This window comes from Pseudomonas sp. RGM 3321, from assembly GCF_022836805.1.
Classification (GTDB): Bacteria; Pseudomonadota; Gammaproteobacteria; order Pseudomonadales; family Pseudomonadaceae; genus Aquipseudomonas.
This window is the reverse complement of record NZ_JALHBH010000098.1, coordinates 42,288-59,519: the sequence shown is the minus strand read 5'-3', so window position 1 is coordinate 59,519 and position 17,232 is coordinate 42,288. Positions and strand designations below refer to the sequence as shown.

General features: G+C 58.0%; 19 protein-coding genes. 11 read left to right on the top strand and 8 right to left on the bottom strand.

Annotated elements, in window-relative coordinates:
* The first annotated feature begins 9 nt into the window (after nt 1–9).
* On the top strand, nt 10–717 hold the full coding sequence (locus RGM3321_RS07215) for a hypothetical protein (protein ID WP_244392301.1): 708 nt from the start codon (nt 10–12) through the stop codon (nt 715–717).
* Between the two features lie 98 nt (nt 718–815).
* On the opposite strand, the gene RGM3321_RS07210 is transcribed toward RGM3321_RS07215, so the two are convergent.
* From RGM3321_RS07210 to RGM3321_RS07195, 4 genes are all read right to left on the bottom strand, one after another.
* Nucleotides 816–1,319 carry a GNAT family N-acetyltransferase gene (locus RGM3321_RS07210; RefSeq protein ID WP_244392300.1) on the bottom strand — a complete coding sequence of 168 codons (504 nt, stop codon included), beginning with the start codon at nt 1,317–1,319 and terminating at the stop codon, nt 816–818.
* Between the two features lie 129 nt (nt 1,320–1,448).
* On the bottom strand, nt 1,449–2,993 hold the full coding sequence (locus RGM3321_RS07205) for a phosphoenolpyruvate carboxykinase (protein ID WP_005743163.1): 1,545 nt from the start codon (nt 2,991–2,993) through the stop codon (nt 1,449–1,451).
* A 179-nt stretch (nt 2,994–3,172) separates the two neighbouring features.
* Complete coding sequence (gene hslO, locus RGM3321_RS07200) at nt 3,173–4,075, bottom strand: Hsp33 family molecular chaperone HslO (protein WP_244392299.1); 903 nt, start codon at nt 4,073–4,075, stop codon at nt 3,173–3,175.
* Nucleotides 4,076–4,246: 171 nt separating this feature from the next.
* On the bottom strand, nt 4,247–4,654 hold the full coding sequence (locus RGM3321_RS07195; RefSeq protein ID WP_002555828.1) for a S4 domain-containing protein: 408 nt from the start codon (nt 4,652–4,654) through the stop codon (nt 4,247–4,249).
* A 170-nt stretch (nt 4,655–4,824) separates the two neighbouring features.
* Here RGM3321_RS07195 and RGM3321_RS07190 point away from each other — a divergent pair, with 170 nt between their 5' ends.
* The 4 genes from RGM3321_RS07190 to gltP all read left to right on the top strand — a co-directional run bounded on the left by RGM3321_RS07190 (nt 4,825) and on the right by gltP (nt 8,791).
* Nucleotides 4,825–5,607 (top strand): EAL domain-containing protein, encoded by a 783-nt coding sequence (locus RGM3321_RS07190; protein WP_244392298.1) that lies wholly within the window; start codon nt 4,825–4,827, stop codon nt 5,605–5,607.
* Between the two features lie 49 nt (nt 5,608–5,656).
* Nucleotides 5,657–6,100, top strand: coding sequence for an ATP-dependent zinc protease (locus tag RGM3321_RS07185; protein ID WP_170947379.1), 444 nt, complete (start codon nt 5,657–5,659; stop codon nt 6,098–6,100).
* Complete coding sequence (gene rimK / locus RGM3321_RS07180) at nt 6,097–7,002, top strand: 30S ribosomal protein S6--L-glutamate ligase (RefSeq protein WP_003318100.1); 906 nt, start codon at nt 6,097–6,099, stop codon at nt 7,000–7,002. Before RGM3321_RS07185 ends, rimK begins: the two co-directional genes overlap by 4 nt.
* A gap of 457 nt (nt 7,003–7,459) precedes the next feature.
* Entirely contained in the window at nt 7,460–8,791 is a 1,332-nt protein-coding gene (gene gltP / locus RGM3321_RS07175) for a glutamate/aspartate:proton symporter GltP (protein ID WP_244392297.1), read from the top strand.
* A 57-nt stretch (nt 8,792–8,848) separates the two neighbouring features.
* Here the strand turns inward: gltP and RGM3321_RS07170 are convergent, their stop codons facing one another.
* Nucleotides 8,849–9,523, bottom strand: a complete 675-nt coding sequence (locus RGM3321_RS07170) for a glutathione S-transferase family protein (protein ID WP_244392296.1) — start codon at nt 9,521–9,523, stop codon at nt 8,849–8,851.
* A gap of 188 nt (nt 9,524–9,711) precedes the next feature.
* Here RGM3321_RS07170 and RGM3321_RS07165 point away from each other — a divergent pair, with 188 nt between their 5' ends.
* The 3 genes from RGM3321_RS07165 to RGM3321_RS07155 all read left to right on the top strand — a co-directional run bounded on the left by RGM3321_RS07165 (nt 9,712) and on the right by RGM3321_RS07155 (nt 13,481).
* A complete protein-coding gene (locus tag RGM3321_RS07165; RefSeq protein WP_244392295.1) occupies nt 9,712–9,987 on the top strand; it encodes a hypothetical protein in 276 nt (91 codons plus the stop codon).
* 216 nt (nt 9,988–10,203) lie between these two features.
* The gene (locus tag RGM3321_RS07160) at nt 10,204–10,452 is read left to right on the top strand and encodes a TIGR02647 family protein (protein ID WP_244392294.1); all 249 of its coding nucleotides are present in this window, start codon (nt 10,204–10,206) and stop codon (nt 10,450–10,452) included.
* Between the two features lie 182 nt (nt 10,453–10,634).
* Nucleotides 10,635–13,481 (top strand): class I adenylate cyclase, encoded by a 2,847-nt coding sequence (locus RGM3321_RS07155; protein WP_244392293.1) that lies wholly within the window; start codon nt 10,635–10,637, stop codon nt 13,479–13,481.
* Between the two features lie 156 nt (nt 13,482–13,637).
* On the opposite strand, the gene rnk is transcribed toward RGM3321_RS07155, so the two are convergent.
* From rnk to cyaY, 3 genes are all read right to left on the bottom strand, one after another.
* On the bottom strand, nt 13,638–14,045 hold the full coding sequence (gene rnk, locus RGM3321_RS07150; RefSeq protein WP_244392292.1) for a nucleoside diphosphate kinase regulator: 408 nt from the start codon (nt 14,043–14,045) through the stop codon (nt 13,638–13,640).
* A gap of 137 nt (nt 14,046–14,182) precedes the next feature.
* Nucleotides 14,183–14,413 carry a DUF1289 domain-containing protein gene (locus RGM3321_RS07145; RefSeq protein WP_244392291.1) on the bottom strand — a complete coding sequence of 77 codons (231 nt, stop codon included), beginning with the start codon at nt 14,411–14,413 and terminating at the stop codon, nt 14,183–14,185.
* A 2-nt stretch (nt 14,414–14,415) separates the two neighbouring features.
* The gene (cyaY, locus tag RGM3321_RS07140; protein ID WP_244392290.1) at nt 14,416–14,748 is read right to left on the bottom strand and encodes an iron donor protein CyaY; all 333 of its coding nucleotides are present in this window, start codon (nt 14,746–14,748) and stop codon (nt 14,416–14,418) included.
* A gap of 237 nt (nt 14,749–14,985) precedes the next feature.
* Between cyaY and RGM3321_RS07135 the strand changes: the two genes are divergently transcribed.
* Genes RGM3321_RS07135 through dapF form a run of 3 tightly spaced genes read left to right on the top strand, consistent with a single transcriptional unit; the run spans nt 14,986 to nt 17,224 of the window.
* Nucleotides 14,986–15,132 carry a lipoprotein gene (locus tag RGM3321_RS07135; RefSeq protein ID WP_002555817.1) on the top strand — a complete coding sequence of 49 codons (147 nt, stop codon included), beginning with the start codon at nt 14,986–14,988 and terminating at the stop codon, nt 15,130–15,132.
* A gap of 9 nt (nt 15,133–15,141) precedes the next feature.
* The gene (lysA, locus tag RGM3321_RS07130; RefSeq protein WP_244392289.1) at nt 15,142–16,389 is read left to right on the top strand and encodes a diaminopimelate decarboxylase; all 1,248 of its coding nucleotides are present in this window, start codon (nt 15,142–15,144) and stop codon (nt 16,387–16,389) included.
* A gap of 4 nt (nt 16,390–16,393) precedes the next feature.
* A complete protein-coding gene (gene dapF / locus RGM3321_RS07125; protein WP_244392288.1) occupies nt 16,394–17,224 on the top strand; it encodes a diaminopimelate epimerase in 831 nt (276 codons plus the stop codon).
* Nucleotides 17,225–17,232 lie beyond the last annotated feature (8 nt).

Below are 17,232 nucleotides of genomic sequence, written 5' to 3'. Positions count from 1 at the left end.
GGACGCAGCATGATTGATACAAAATCCCTCAAACACCTCACCCATAAAACCGCACTAACAGCGGTCGAGAAAAGCACCTCCGCCACGCCTTTAAACTCCAGCCTAAAAGAACTTGATTCTGCACTCTTCATTGATGGTGCCACCTTCTCGACATTGTCCACTCAATTAAGTAGCAGCGCAGCACGAGCCCAAGCCCGCGACAGCAGTCTTGACTTCAAAAACCTGGGGGCCTTGGCAAAAAAAATTAGTGATAAAGTTGCAGGCAACAGCTATTACGCCAATAGAAAACTGCACGACGCAGAGATTCCGGATACGGACGACCCTGCATTGCTCGAAAGAGCCATGCAAGCGACTTCGTTCAACAACGGGGCAGGAAAAAACCCATTTGCGGGTTTATCTCAGGATCAACTGAGGTTAATTATTTATGACGAGGGTGGCGACTTCACAATAAACGAAAGAAATGCCGCGTACTCCGAAAACTACTCTCAAGAGCAAGTATGGAAAAGGGCCATATGCCAAAGGTATACCGACGAATACAACGAAACCGGCAAAAGCACTCAAACACTGGTCATGCTTCTCGCCCACTACGACCAGTTGCCACCCATAGAAAAAGCACAATACCCCGCCAATTACGCCGCGCTCATCACATCGGACGACAGCTCGGCCATGGACATTTTCAACGCGCGGAAAAGCCAGTCAGATATTCAGGAGGCTTGATTGCCTATGACCGGGCACGCGGTTTCGCGTGCCCGGTATGGTTGTCGGCGTTCTGCTGAATTGCCGCTCGCCGGCACAACGGCAATACGGCCATCTCATTAGTCGTGGCTCAGGGCCAACGTATAAAACTTGCTGTCCACCGCAATCAGCGGAAAGCTCGCTGGCAGGTCCTTTTTTTCGATCTCCCGAAAGCCGTGCTTCTCGTAGAAGCGATGCGCGGCATGAAACTTGTCGGTCGTGCCCAGGAACACCTCAGTAACGCCCCTGCGGCTGGACTCCTTGATCAAGCAGTCCAGCAGCCTGGCTGCAATCGAGAACTCTTTGCCGCGAAACGGCGCGGCGACAAACATCTTGCGCAGCGCTGCCTGTCCTGAGCCGATGTCCTTGAGCGCGATGCTGCCGACGACGTGATCACCTTGCACCGCGACCCAGAAATCACCTATGCCGGTCTGGTAAAACGTCGGAATCGCCTTCAGATCAGGCTGATCCTCGGCGGTAATAGGGATACCGAATTCTTCACGCTGGATGGGCAGGATCAATGCCGACACACCTTGCTCATCGTTCGGCACAAAACGACGTACCTGAATTCCGGTCGCTGTCACAAACCACCTCCTTGTCCATCGTCACAAATGGAAATCAGTATTCCAGACAAGCAAACGCCCCGACAAGTCGAGGCGTCTGCTTGAGCATTTTCGAGGGTCACACGGGCGTGTGAGCTTGAAGATGTTTAATTACAACTTCGGACCCGCAGCCTTGATGGCGTCGCTCACGTCGAACTTCTTGAAGTTCTCCACGAACAGGCCAGCCAGGGCCTTGGCGGCTTCGTCGTAGGCGGCTTTGTCAGCCCAGGTGTTGCGTGGGTTGAGCAGGCCGGTGTCGACGCCGGGTACCGATTTCGGTACGTCGAGGTTGATGGTGTCCAGGTGTTCGGTTTCGGCACCGATCAACGCGCCGCTCTGAATCGCTGCGATCACGCCACGGGTGGTCGGGATGTTGAAGCGCTTGCCGACGCCGTAGCCACCGCCGGTCCAGCCGGTGTTGACCAGGTAGACCTTGGATTTGAAGCCGCGGATGCGCTTGATCAGCAGTTCAGCGTATTCGCCAGCCGGGCGCGGGAAGAACGGGGCGCCGAAGCAGGTGGAGAAGGTGGACTTGATGCCCGAACCCGAACCCATTTCGGTCGAACCGACCAGTGCGGTGTAACCCGACAGGAAGTGATAAGCAGCCTGTTCTTCGCTGAGGATCGATACTGGTGGCAGGACGCCGGTCAGGTCGCAGGTCAGGAAGATCACGGCGTTTGGCTCGCCGCCGAGGTTTTTCGGTGCGCGTTTTTCGATCAGTTCACGCGGGTAGGCCGCACGGCTGTTCTGGGTCAGGCTGCTGTCGGCGTAGTCGGCTTTTTTGGTAACCGGGTCGAGTACGACGTTTTCCAGTACGGCGCCGTGCTGAATGGCTTTCCAGATGACCGGCTCGTTCTTCTCGGACAGGTCGATGCACTTGGCATAGCAACCGCCTTCGATGTTGAACACCACGCCTTCGCCCCAGCCGTGCTCGTCGTCACCGATCAGGTAACGGCTTTCATCGGCGGACAGGGTGGTCTTGCCGGTGCCGGACAGGCCGAAGAACAGGGTTACATCGCCCTCTTCGCCCATGTTGGCGGCGCAGTGCATCGGCAGCACGTCCGAAGCTGGCAGCAGGAAGTTCTGTACCGAGAACATGGCTTTCTTCATTTCGCCGGCATAACGCATGCCTGCGATGAGTACCTTGCGCGCGGCGAAGTTGATGATGACGGTGCCATCGGAGTTAGTGCCGTCACGCTCAGGGTCGCAGACGAACCATGGCGCGTTCTGGATTTCCCACTCGTCCTTGCCAGCCGGGTTGTACTGTTCAGGGTTGATGAACAGGCAGCGGCCGAACAGGTTATGCCACGCAGTTTCGGTGGTCATCTTGACGGGCAGGTAGTGCGCAGGATCGGAGCCTACATGAACGTGGGAAACGAAACGCTCGCGCTCGGCGAGGTACGCACCGACGCGGTTCCACAGGGCGTCGAATTTCTCGGCCGGAAACTTGCGGTTGATCGGGCCCCAGGCGATTGCGTCCTGGGTGCTCGGCTCTTCAACAATGAAACGATCGACCGGCGAACGGCCAGTACGATGGCCTGTCTCCACAACCAGTGCGCCAGTGTCGGAAAGTACGCCTTCGTTACGGGCAAGGGCTTCCTTGACCAGTTCGTCGGTGCTCAGATCGGTGTGCACAGCGTTGTTGATTTGCGTCATGAGGTTCCCCGTCGGCCTGTAGCCGAGTGCTCCAAACGGTTTTGTAGTAAAAAAACAACCACTACTACAGCGTAAAAGTGGGCCGGATTATGCCAGAAATGCCCAGAAATGGTAGGACCCTCCTGTCAGAACAGCATTACAAGGGCCCATACCGTATTCTGAGGGGCTTTACGCGTTGATCAATGGCGCGTGTCAGATGGCGAATCGACACCGCCGCCAGCAAACAGCTGTGCAACGTCAGTGGCATCGAACAGGTAGCGCTCGTTGCAGAACTGACAGTCGATCTCGATGCTGCCGTTGTGCTCGATGACCAGTTGCTGCGCGTCCTCCAGCCCAAGACTGACCAGCGCGTTGGCCGAGCGCTCGCGTGAGCAACTGCAGCGAAAGCAGATCGGCTGGGCGTCGAACAGGCGTACCGGGTCTTCGTGATACAGGCGATGCAAAATGGTCTGATTGTCCAGGCTGAGCATTTCTTCGGCAGTCAGGGTGCTGGCGAGGGTGATGACATGCTCCCAGCTGGCATCGCGCTCTTCCGGGTCGGGGATCTGTGCGGCGGGCAGTTGCTGCAGCAACAGGCCGCGGGCGCGATGACCGTCAGCCTTGAGCCAGAAACGGGTGCCCAACTGCTCGGACATCACGAAGTAGTTGGAGAGGCTTTCCGACAGGTCGACGCCATCCAGCGCCACAATGCCCTGATAGCGCTTGCCCTTGTGCGGGTCGACGGTCAATGCCAGCGAGCCATCAGGCATCAGGTCCTGCAGGCCCGCGTCTGGCTTGATGAGCATTTCATCATAGCGTGCGATGCCGCGCAGCTCGCGTTCGCTGGAGCATTCGACCATCAACAGCGGTACAGCGCCGCTGGAGCGCGCCTGCAAAATCAGCAGTCCGTCGAACTTGAGGGTGCCGACCAGCAAAGCGGCGGCAGCCATCAGTTCGCCCAGCAGCTGCGCGACCGGCTCCGGGTACGGGTGCTTGGCGAGCACTTCGGCATAACTGCGTTCAAGGGCTACCAGCTCTCCACGAACGTCGCTTTCGTCGAAGATGAAGCGCTGGGTGAAATCGGTGTCCGATAAATCATGCATAGGGAAGGTATCTGAAGTAATGACATTGGATGGCACGCGGCTGAGCAAGCACCGTCCGGCACTCGAAAGCGCCGTGGCCATGCGGATTGACCGGCATTTTAGGAGCTATCCGGTGTGCTTCCAAGCGGGTTGGCCCTTCGGGCTGATCGCCGGGGCCGCCAGGCCTGCTTTTCAGTCGTTGTTGTGGCTGGCACGAAAACCAAAAAGCTCCCGGCGCTGCTTCTTGGTGGGCTTGCCGTCGGTAGTAACACCCAGGTTGCCAGCCTTGCGCTGAGCGGCCGCGCTTTCTCTTTTGGCGATGCTGTCGGGTGTCTCGCTATACAGCGTCTGCGCCTCAGGCGCACCCCGGCGAACGGTGGACAACGCCTCGACCACTATCGTGCGCTCATCGAAGCCCATGCGAATCTGAAACTCGTCGCCTGGACGAGGCTCCTTGCCGGGCTTGCAACGTTCGCCGCGACAGTGCACCTTGCCGCTTTCGATAGCTGCTTTGGCCAATGCGCGTGTTTTGAAAAAACGTGCGGCCCACAGCCATTTATCCAGACGGACCTTGTCATCTTCTTCCGGCTTTTGCGCCATTTGAATTCCTCATCAGTGCAGCAGTCTGAACGTTATCGGGCTCATCAGGAAACGCGACTGCGTCGCTCGCCTGATGTGTACATACCCACACGAACATGAAGTAACCGATCCTTGCTTGTCAAAAACAGCTATTCCCCTTTTCATTGCCCGACCCCTACATGGAGCGCGACGTGACAGATTTTCCAACTTCGTTGACCGCCCCCAGAAAAGGGTGCGCGGGATGCACGGGCAGTCCGGAACTGGATTTCTCGTTTGACTATGCCTATCAGCCGATCGTGAACCTTCACGACCAGTCGATTTTCGCTCACGAGGCGCTGGTTCGTGGCCCCAATGGCGAAGGTGCGCTGTCTGTTCTGAGTCAGGTCAACGACCAGAACCGCTACCGCTTCGATCAGTCCTGTCGGACCACGGCCATTGCCGGTGCCGCGAAACTGGGCATGAACGAGCGTTTATCGATCAACTTTTTGCCCAACGCCGTGTATCGTCCCGAACTGTGTATCCGCAGTACGCTGGAGGCCGCCAGGCAGCATGACTTTCCTGTCGAGCGTTTGATTTTCGAAACCATCGAAAGCGAGCATGTGGATAACAATGGCCACCTGAGCAATATTCTGCGCGAATATCGCCAGTTCGGCTTTATGACCGCCATCGATGATTTCGGTGCCGGTTATTCCGGGCTGACGCTGCTCGCGGACTTTCAGCCAGACCTGATAAAACTCGACATGAACCTGATTCGCGACATTCATCGTGATCGCGCGCGTCAGGCTATTGTTCGTGGGGTTGTCACAATGTGTTCGGACTTGGGGATTAAGCTCATTGCCGAAGGTATAGAGCAGGTTGAGGAGCGGGACTTTCTCGCCGATTGCGGCATTTCCCTGATGCAGGGCTATCTGTTCGCCAAACCTGCATTCAAAGCCCTGGCGCAGATAGCACCTGACGCCTGGCGGAAGTCTTGAGAAATACGGAATCGCATTGAAGACATTCGACCATCTGACAGTCATCGGCCTGCGCGAGTGGGTGGCGCTTCCCGATCTGGGGGTGGCGGGCCTGCGGGCAAAAATCGATACCGGCGCGAGCACGTCAAGCCTGCATGCCACCGAAATCGAACCTTTTGAACGCGATGGCCAGAAATGGGTGCGCTTCAACGCGCATCTGGGCACTGTGGTTCAGTTGCGCCATCGCCGCTGCGAGGCGCAACTGGTTGCCATGAAAACCATTAAAAGCTCCAACGGCCACGCGCAGGTGCGTTACGTCATTCGCACCACGCTGGCCCTGGGTGATCGTATCTGGCCAGTGGAATTCACACTGGCTTGCCGCAAGTCGATGCGTTATCGACTGCTGCTGGGTTCCAAAGCGCTGATCGACGGCCAACTGGTGGTCAATCCGGGCATAACTTACGTACAAGACAAGCCGGTGTTCCCGGCCTCTACTTCCTCAGGTGTTGCATGAAGATCGCTGTGCTTTCGCGTAATCCGCGTCTGTATTCCACCCGTCGTCTGGTCGAAGCTGGCATTGAGCGTGGCCATGAGATGGTGGTGATCGACACCCTGCGCGCCTATATGAACATCGCCAGCCACAAGCCGCAGATCCACTACCGCGGCAAACCTCTGGAAGGCTTCGATGCGGTGATTCCGCGCATCGGTGCTTCGGTGACTTTCTATGGCTGTGCGGTGTTGCGTCAGTTTGAAATGATGGGCGTGTTTCCGCTCAATGAGTCGGTCGCCATTGCCCGCTCGCGCGACAAGTTGCGCTCGCTGCAATTGTTGTCACGCCGGGGCATCGGCTTGCCGGTTACAGGCTTTGCCCATTCGCCGGACGATATTCCCGACCTGATCCAGATGGTCAACGGCGCGCCGCTGGTCATCAAGGTGCTGGAAGGCACTCAGGGCATCGGCGTGGTGCTGTGCGAAACCGCCACGGCAGCCGAATCGGTGATTGAAGCCTTCATGGGCCTCAAGCAGGACATCATGGTGCAGGAGTACATCAAGGAAGCGGGCGGTGCCGATATTCGCTGCTTCGTTGTCGGTGACAAGGTCATCGCCTCGATGAAGCGTCAGGCCAAACCGGGCGAGTTCCGCTCCAATCTGCACCGTGGCGGCAGTGCCAGCCTGATCAAGATCACCCCCGAAGAACGCATGACTGCATTGCGTGCAGCCAAGGTGATGGGCTTGAGTGTGGCGGGTGTGGATATTCTGCGCTCCAATCACGGCCCGTTGGTGATGGAGGTCAACTCGTCACCTGGCCTGGAAGGCATCGAAGTCACCACCAGCAAGGATGTGGCCGGGATGATTATCGAGTATCTGGAGAAAAACAGCGGCCCGCACATGACCCGCACCAAAGGGAAAGGCTGACCGGGCGGGCGACTCGACCCAATCGCTCAGGCCATGAGCTTGTCTGCGGATAAGCTGGCCTGAGCATTGCACTACCGTACATCTGTTAAATGCGCCGAGTAATCGATTCAGCAGCGCTACGTCCTTCCTGCAAAACCGCTTCTCTCTATTAGGCCGAAGACGACGTTTTAGCCACCTTCGCGCCGAATAGCCCTCTCGCCTCGTGACATAAATCAACACATTTCTGCTTATTTGTATGCCGATTGAGCATGAGGTAGTCGTTTACGGCATTAGACGTATGCGCGTGCCATGGGAATAGTTGCGACTTTTTTCGCCTGCTACAGAGCCGGGATGCTCGTCTGCGGTGACCTTCTCGGGACATTTCCAAAGGGATCCCCTGCCCTGAAACTGCTTTGAAAAGCACGCTCGGCGCATCGGTCTTGGACTTGCCCAAGCCACTTTGAACAAGGGTAATAATATGAAGAAGGCAAAGCTGAGTCTGGCCTGGCAGATTCTGATCGGACTGGTACTGGGTATCGCGGTGGGTGCGCTGCTCAACCATTTCAGCGCCGAGAAGGCCTGGTGGATCACCAATCTCCTGCAACCTGCGGGCGATATCTTCATTCGTCTGATCAAGATGATCGTTATTCCTATCGTTGTCGCATCGCTGATTGTAGGCATCGCGGGTGTGGGCGACGCCAAGAAACTGGGACGCATCGGTCTGAAGACCATCCTCTATTTCGAAGTCGTGACCACCATCGCCATTCTGGTGGGTCTGGTGCTGGCCAATGTGTTCCATCCGGGCACTGGCATCGACATGAGCACGCTGGGTACGGTGGATATTTCCAAATATCAGCAGACCACTGCTGAAGTTCAGCATGATCACGCGTTTATCGCGACCATTCTCAACCTGATCCCATCCAACATTTTTGCTGCCATGGCGCGTGGCGAGATGCTGCCGATCATCTTTTTTTCGGTGCTGTTCGGTCTGGGGCTTTCCAGCCTGCAGGCAGAGGTCCGTGAGCCTCTGGTGAAGCTGTTTCAGGGCGTCTCGGAAACCATGTTCAAGGTCACACACATGATCATGAACTACGCGCCGATCGGCGTGTTCGCGCTGATTGCGGTGACTGTCGCCAACTTCGGTTTCGCCTCTTTGCTGCCGCTCGCCAAGCTGGTGATTCTGGTGTACGTGGCCATCGCCTTCTTTGCCTTCGTGGTGCTGGGGCTGATCGCTCGGGCATTCGGCTTCTCGGTGATCAGGCTGATGCGCATCTTCAAAGACGAGCTGATTCTGTCCTACTCCACCGCCAGCTCCGAAACCGTACTGCCACGCGTGATCCAGAAGATGGAAGCCTACGGCGCGCCGAAAGCGATCTGCAGCTTCGTGGTGCCGACGGGTTATTCGTTCAACCTCGACGGCTCTACGCTTTATCAGAGCATTGCGGCGATCTTCATTGCTCAGTTGTATGGCATTGACCTGTCGATTGGTGCACAGCTGATGCTGGTACTGACCCTGATGGTCACGTCCAAAGGTATCGCGGGTGTGCCGGGTGTTTCCTTCGTGGTGCTGCTGGCAACGCTGGGCAGCGCCGGTATCCCGCTGGAAGGTCTGGCGTTCATTGCAGGCGTCGACCGGATCATGGACATGGCACGTACGGCCCTGAACGTGATCGGCAACGCGCTGGCCGTACTGGTCATTTCGCGCTGGGAAGGCATGTACGACGATGCCAAGGGCGAGCGCTACTGGAACTCCCTGCCGCACTGGCGCAGCAAGGAACCTGTGCCGATGGGCCAGCCGACGGCTGACTGATCTTCCGCACGCTGATAGATGATCGTTCCTCAATAATGCCGGGGAACGATCATCACGCTAACTCGCAGTCCGCCCTAACCCTTTTATCCGCGCCATGAATACTGGCCAGTCTGCATCCCGGTCGGCAGCTACCCGTTGTGCATTCGGGTTCTGTGCAAGCCGCGCCAAGAGCGCTTGCGCCTTGGGCATTCCTTCCAGCAAATCCAGTTCAAACAACTGCTCTCCCACTTGCCGGGCCAGGTCGACGCTGTACAGAAAATACAGATCCGCCACGGTGAATCGCTCGCCCGCCACATAGGGGGCAAAACGACCACGCTGGGCGAGTGCAGTAAAGCCCTTGATCAAGTCACGACGTGCCTTGGCCTTCAGGTCCGCAGGCGTTGGACGGCCACCGAAGATCACCTCTGCGTAACAAAGGCGCGCAGGCAGCTCTATGTACAACTCGATTTCCTTGGCAATGGTCCACAGCTGAGCACGCGCGAACGGGCTTTCGGGCAGTAGCGGCCGTTGCGGTGAGGTTTCCTCTATGTAGCGCAGAATGACGTCTGTTTCACTGATAAAGCCGTCATCCGTCCCCAACACGGGCACCTTTCCGCGAGCGCTGACGGCAAGTACTTCCGGGCTTTGGCAGCCAAACAAGGGTACTACCTCAAACGACAGTTGCTTCTCGAGCAGCGCCAGTTTGACCATATTGAAATAGTTGCTTGCGGCAAACCCATAGAGCTTCAGCATTGTCGGCCTCCTTAGCCTGATCCTTCTGATCGCGGAGGCTGAACGCTACCAGCAGGAGCATATATATAAGTGACTTGCGTCAATTTCAGGGGGCTTAAAGACGTGTCCTACATGAGGGGATACAGACCTGCAAGACTGCCCTGCCGAAGGAATCCGGTTAGACTGTCCGCCTTACCAGAGGAATGAACATGAACGACGCACTCGACAATGACGAAGAAGAATTTGCCGCCTCGACCCTGATCGAAGCCATCGAGAACCAGATCGAATCCGGTAACCCGCCCGCAGCCAAGGCCGTTTTCAACATGCTTACCCTGGTTAATTATGAGCGTGAAGACATTCTCGAAATGATGGCGCACGTCCTGGCCATCGAAATCGACGCCCTGCTGGAGCAGGACCGTCCGTTCGACACGCAATGGTATGAAGCAGCGCTGCGCGCCTTGCCCGAGCTGCCACCGGAAAAGTAACCCTGCGGTCAGATCGTGCCAGCAAGATATATGCTGCAAACACTCCAGACGCTGACTACACTGCAAATGCCCCGCTGCCGCATGAACCTCCGGGGCTATCACGCCAAACCGGCTTCAACGGTCATCCAGAACCGACGAGCGCAGATCGGACACGTCGATTCCAGAGCACACCCGCCAGCCGGCGAGGTCGTACTACTAAAAAAGTCTGGAGTACCTATGTCGTATACCCCTGAGTTGGTTGCCGAACTGGAAATCCTTGCACTGTACAATCTGGGAAATACCCAGGAAGGCCTGAAAGTCCACCACGTAGCGGCACCCACTGCCGTTGCAGCAGCACAAAGACTCTTCGATAAAGGACTGACGACCCAGGTCGATGGCGGTTATCTGACCAGCCTCGGGCTTGAGGCCGCTCAACATGCCCAATCATTGTTGACCATCCTCAACGTTTCCAAACAAGCTGCTTGACGGTTGCAGGGCCTGCGCACAAAAAAGCGTGGCAGGCCCTTCACTTATCTGAACGCCGGTCGATACAGGATTCTGGCGTCAGAATAACAACCCGACTGAATCCTCTTCTCTCGGCTGCAAACCTTCTCCGCCATCTTGCTCAGTAATTCCATGCCTGCACAGGCCAGATGCCTTGAGTTGCGATGACGCGTAATCCTGAAATTCGCCCCGACCTGGATGAGGGCATCGACCGCAAGGTTCTCAGCCAGCTGCGCAACCGTTTCCTGTCGCTCAATGACGGGCGATATGCGCGTGCCCTCGAAGGCATGTCGACGCGTCAGCAAAGCGTTCTGACGCTGCTGCCGCTGTTCTTTCACGTCAACCACCCTCTGCTGCCCGGTTACGTTTCCAGTAGCACGCCTGCTGGCGTCTCGCAGTACGAACCGGACACGCTGGCACTGGCCGAAGCGCAACGCCTGACGCGCTCCTTCTCGTACAAAGCCCGGCGCGGTAACGCTCCCCTGCCGATTCATGGCCTGTTCCTGATGGGCAGCCTCGGCACGCTGGCCCAGGCTGAACAAAGCGACATGGACGTATGGGTCTGCCACGACAGCGAGCTGGAGCCGGAGGCCGTCGCCGAACTGCGCAAAAAATGCCAGGCCCTTGAAGCCTGGGCCGCCACTATGGGGGCAGAAGCGCACTTTTTCCTGATCGACCCGCAACGCTTCAAGCGCGGGGACCGCGACTCGCAGCTCAGCTCTGACGACTGCGGCACTACCCAGCATTACCTGTTGCTCGACGAATTTTATCGCACGGCGATCTGGCTCGCAGGGCGCACCCCGATTTGGTGGCTGGTGCCGGTCTATGAAGAACAGAATTATGAGGATTACACCCATACCCTGCTGAGCAAACGCTTCATCCGCGCCAACGAAGTGCTCGACCTCGGGCCGATGTCGTACATTCCTGCGGCGGAATTTATCGGTGCCGGCTTGTGGCAGTTGTTCAAGGGTATCGAGTCGCCCTACAAGTCTGTTCTCAAGCTGCTGCTGATGGAGGTTTACTCCAGTGAACATCCCCGCGTGCAGTGTCTGAGCCTGCGTTTCAAGCAAGCGGTGTTCGCCAACCAGCTGGACCTGGATGAGCTGGACCCGTACGTGGTTCTGTACCGGCGTATCGAAGAGCATTTACAGGCACGCAACGAGCAAGAGCGTCTGGAACTGGTGCGGCGCAGCCTGTACCTGAAGGTCAACAAAAAGCTCACCGGCTCGAGCCGTCAGCGCAACATCGGTTGGCAACGCCTGCTGCTGGAGCGCCTGACCTCTGAGTGGGGCTGGGATGAACGACAACTGGCGCTGCTCGACAGCCGCAGTCAGTGGAAAGTCCGCCAGGTGGCCAGCGAGCGTCGTGCGCTGGTTAACGAGCTCAATTACAGCTATCGCTTTCAGACCCGGTTCGCCAGAACGCAAAGCACCGCCGATGCCCTCAATGCTCGTGACCTGACCATACTCGGTCGGCGTTTGTATGCGGCTTTCGAGCGCAAGGCGGGCAAGGTCGAGTTCATCAATCCGGGCATCGCCCCGGACCTTGCAGAAGACACGCTGACGCTGGTGCACTCCCCTGACAAGCGCGAGCCAGGCAAGCATCAGTGGGCCCTGTACAACGGCAACCTGGGTATTCACGAGTGGCCGAACTTTTCGCCGATCAAGCGCAGCCGGGAATTGCTCGAGCTGCTGACCTGGTGCCACCGCAACAACGTGATCGACACCACGACCCGCGTGGCGCTGCATCCGGGCGCCAGTGACTTGAGCGAGTTCGAGTTGTTCAACCTGCTGGGTGCCTTGCAGCAGAGTATTGAACTGCCGCTGCCCGAGGTCAGCGACGACGAGCTGCTCCTGCCCAGTACACCCAGCGAGATACTGTTGCTGGTCAATGTCGGCGTCGACCCGCTCAGGCATCACCGCGACCTTAATATTCTGATGACCACCGAGCGCACCGACTCGCTGAGTTACGCGGGTGTCCGGGAAAATCTGGTGCTGACGCTGGACCAGATCACCCTCAATACCTGGAACGAAACACTGGTCAGCCGCTATGACGGCCCGCATGCCCTGCTCGACTGCATGAGCGAGCTGCTTGGCAGCCTGCCGCAGAGCGGTAAACAGCCGCAGATTCGCGTGCGTTGCTTCTGCCATAACCGTGCACCTGCCATCGCCCAGCGGGTTGAAGAGCTGATCAGCACGGCCCGGTTATTACTCGCCAGTCAACTGAACCACCGTTATCTGATTCAGGTGCAGCAGCAGTATCACGTGTTGGAGATCAAACCCGGGCAGGTCGGTCATGTAGTGGTCAACAGCCTGCCAGGCCTGTTCAAGTACCTGGGTGAAGAGCTGCCGTTGTACAGCCCTTTGCATCTGGACCCTCAGGCGCTCGACGGCCACGATCTGGCCCTGATCCTGCCACTTGGCCAGCCTGAATGTATTCAGGTGTTCTACCGAATCAACGAGCCGGATGCCGACGTGTATTTGCTGGACGAACACAATTCGCTCTGGCACCAGCGCCTGCCGTATCACGACGAACAAAGCCTGCTGACGCCACTGCAGCGTTTTCTTCACTCGCTGGTTTATCGCCGAGGGGCGTCATTGCCGCTGGACGACCCGTCCGAGCCGGTTTCGCTGGAAACCCTTTATTACCAAGTGCTGCCTTCCGGCCCTGGGCTGGCCCGGCGTGTCGAACATCGGTTGGCACCGACTGCGGCGGACAAAGCGTTTTATGACGTGCAGGCAATCATCGAAGAAACCTCGCCCGGACAGCTGAGCGCCACGCTGTACTGCGACAACTGCGAGTTCTCCGAGCTGGAATATGGCGATCAGTTGTATGCCGCAGTTGCCCGGCAAATTCTCGGCAAACGCCTGGAACCCCAGCGCTATCGCTGTTACATCACCGACCTGGACCTGTCCGGGCTGCTGGATGACCGGCATGGACAAAGCATCCTCTTCCTGCATCACAAGGCCGAGCTGGAAAAGCTGTTGAACGAAGCGATGGACCAAGCGTGACATACGCTTGTCCTGCACCGCGCGCCTAACGTTCCAACGCGGAGCATTGGCACGATAGGTGGTCTCTGGTGCGCCTATCGTTCCGCACACTCTGCGTGGGAATGCCGTTCTGGACGCTCTTGAGTGCGGAGACGCTCTATGGATGCGCGCCTTCGATTACTCATACTCGCCTGCGGCTTCCGGCTGATATTCCACCGCCAGTAAGGTCAGCTTGAGGGTCTTGCCGCCCGGTGCTGGCCAGTCGATGTGCTGGCCGACCTGCAGACCCAGCAACGCCGAGCCCATTGGGGCGAGGACCGAGACGGTGCCGTCTTCGCCTGCATCCTGTGGATAAACCAGCTTGAGGTGGTAATCCTTGCCGCTGACTTCTTCACGGCAATGCACGCGCGAATTCATGGTCACAACGCCCGCAGGCACTTCATCGTGGCCCACTACCTGGTCGGCGCGGTCCAGTTCGGCCTGCAATGCCTGGATGCCCGGCGTGTCTTCGTCCTGGCTGGCGATAAAACTTTCGAGACGCTGTACGTCCAGGCGGGTGAGGATGATCGAAGGTGCTGTGGTCATGGTCTGGGCAGACTCCTTTATTCTCCATGAATAAAACAAAACCCCGCCGGGGTGGGCGGGGTTCTACAGGCCTCTCAATCTGGAGAAGCAGAGTCCGACACTAACACAGCGCGGTAAATACACAACCCGACGCAGTATCAGCCTGCGGTCTGGCCCGCGCTGGCTCGACGCTGATCCGCTTCATGGCGAATCTGTCGACGACGATGGTCATCGGCCGAGCGCCATTCGCGGATGTCTTCGACATGGCGGAAGCACCCAAGGCAAACCTTCTGCTCATCGAGCCTACACAGGCTGATACAGGGCGACGGCACAGCCGGGCTGACGTTGCTGAAAAGCGGTTTGGGCGGTCGAACGGGGGACTGGCTCACAATCAGATCTCGGAGAAGTCCAAGTCGACGTCAGCCTGTTCACGCGTCATGCGCACAAGCATCTCGCTGAGCAGCTCATCGCTGGTGTCACACGCCCAACGGCTGTTCTCTTCGTCATAATCGAAGTGGAAACCACCCGAGCGGGCTGCCAGCCAGAGCTGACGCAGCGGCTCCTGACGGCTGAAAATAAGCTGCGAGCCGCCTTCGAACTTGACTGTCAGTACACCGGCCGAGTTTTCCAGGTCGACATCCAGTCCACTTTCATCGAAAACATCTTCGATATTCTGCTGAGTCGCATCGACGAGGTCGTGGAAACGGGCTTCGGTCAAACTCATTACGTGAACCTCGATAAGTGTCTGCTGATGGCGCAGAGGGGCAAGATACGGACGCTGCCAGGCAAATGCAAAGCTTACCCGCCATCGGCGACGTATGCGCGCATTAATCCCGTCAACCATCGCTCTGCCCCGACATTCACGGCAAAGCCCCGCCAGACGGGAGATCCCTCGCATAGGCAAGCTGCCGGGTGGTCGGTATACTCTGGCGCTATTAATGCTTTTACAAAGGATTTCGCCATGAAGCGCCTGATCTCTTCGCTTGCTGCGCTTGTCGCGGTCGCTTGTCTTGTTACGGCCTGCGGCCAGAAAGGCCCGCTGTATCTGCCGGATGACACCAAAACTCCGGATGAACAAGCCAAATCGCAATCGCACAAGCACCTTTAAGGGAATTCAATGGACGCCTTCAACTACCGCGACGGTGAGCTGTTCGCGGAAGGGGTAGCATTGTCTGCCATTGCCGAGCGCTTCGGCACGCCGACCTATGTCTACTCGCGCGCTCATATCGAAGCGCAATACCGTGCCTACGCCGATGCGCTGAGCGGCATGCCGCACATGGTCTGCTTCGCCGTAAAAGCCAACTCCAACCTGGGTGTGCTCAATGTCCTGGCGCGTCTTGGCGCCGGTTTCGATATTGTTTCGCGCGGCGAACTGGAGCGTGTGCTGGCCGCAGGCGGTAAAGCCGAGAAGATCGTGTTTTCCGGCGTCGGCAAGACCCGTGAAGACATGCGTCGCGCCCTTGAAGTCGGCGTGCACTGCTTCAATGTCGAATCCAGCGACGAGCTTGAGCGCCTGCAGGAAGTGGCTGCCGAACTCGACGTTCGTGCGCCGATATCGCTGAGGGTCAACCCGGATGTGGATGCAGGCACTCACCCTTACATCTCCACCGGCCTTAAAGAAAACAAGTTCGGCATCGCCATTGCAGATGCCGAAGACGTCTACATTCGCGCTTCGCAACTGCCGAACCTGGAAGTGATCGGGGTCGACTGCCATATCGGCTCGCAACTGACCACGCTCGAGCCGTTCATTGATGCGCTGGATCGCCTGCTGGACCTGGTTGATCGCTTGGGCGATTGCGGCATTCACCTGCACCATATCGATCTGGGTGGCGGTCTTGGTGTGCGTTATCGCGACGAAGAGCCTCCGCTGGCGGCCGACTACATCAAGGCCGTGCGCGAACGACTGGCCGGTCGGGATCTGGGGCTGTTATTCGAGCCGGGGCGCTTCATCGTGGCCAATGCAGGCGCGCTGCTGACCCGTGTCGAATACCTCAAGCACACCGAGCACAAGGATTTCGCCATCGTCGATGCGGCGATGAACGACCTGATCCGCCCAGCGCTTTATCAGGCGTGGATGGACGTCACAGCGGTGCGTCCGCGCGACGGCGAACCTCGTGCGTATGACATCGTCGGGCCGATCTGCGAGACCGGCGACTTCCTTGCCAAAGGGCGCGAGTTGGCGCTGGCCGAAGGCGATCTGCTGGCGGTCCATTCAGCCGGTGCCTATGGCTTCGTCATGAGTTCGAACTACAACACCCGTGGCCGTGCTGCTGAGGTACTGGTCGACGGTTCCCAGGCTTTTGAAGTGCGTCGTCGCGAAACCGTGGCCGAGCTGTTCGCTGGCGAAAGCCTGCTGCCGGAGTAATCCCATGCTGCTGCGTTTTACCAAGATGCACGGGCTGGGTAACGACTTCATGGTTCTGGACCTGGTGAGTCAGCACGCGCACATCTTGCCCAAGCATGCCAAACAATGGGGCGACCGCCATACCGGTATCGGTTTCGATCAGCTTTTGCTGGTCGAGGCGCCAAACAACCCGGATGTGGACTTTCGCTATCGAATCTTCAACTCCGATGGTTCCGAAGTCGAACAGTGCGGCAATGGCGCGCGCTGCTTTGCCCGTTTCGTACTCGACAAGCGCCTGACAGCCAAGAAGCAGATACGCGTCGAGACCAAGAGCGGCATCATCGAGCTGGATATCCGCAGCGACGGGCAGATCAGCGTCGATATGGGGCCACCCAGGTTTGTCCCGGAAGAAATACCTTTTGAAGCTCCGGAGCAGGCCACCCGTTACAACGTCGAAGTAGGCGGGCAGAATATCGAACTGGCTGCTGTGTCCATGGGCAACCCTCATGCCGTACTGCGGGTCGATGACATCAATAACGCGCCAGTCCACGAGTTGGGGCCGAAGATCGAGCATCACCCGCGCTTTCCGGCACGGGTCAATGTGGGCTTTCTCCACGTGGTGGATCGTCAGCGTGCGCAGTTGCGTGTCTGGGAGCGTGGTGCCGGGGAAACCCAGGCCTGTGGTACCGGCGCCTGTGCGGCGGCGGTTGCTGCCATTAGCCAAGGCTGGATGGATTCGCCGCTGCTGATCGACCTGCCCGGAGGTCGCCTGTCCATCGAATGGGCTGGCCCGGGACATTCTGTCATGATGACCGGCCCCGCCGTCAGGGTTTATGAAGGCCAAGTTCGTCTTTGAGTGAGTAA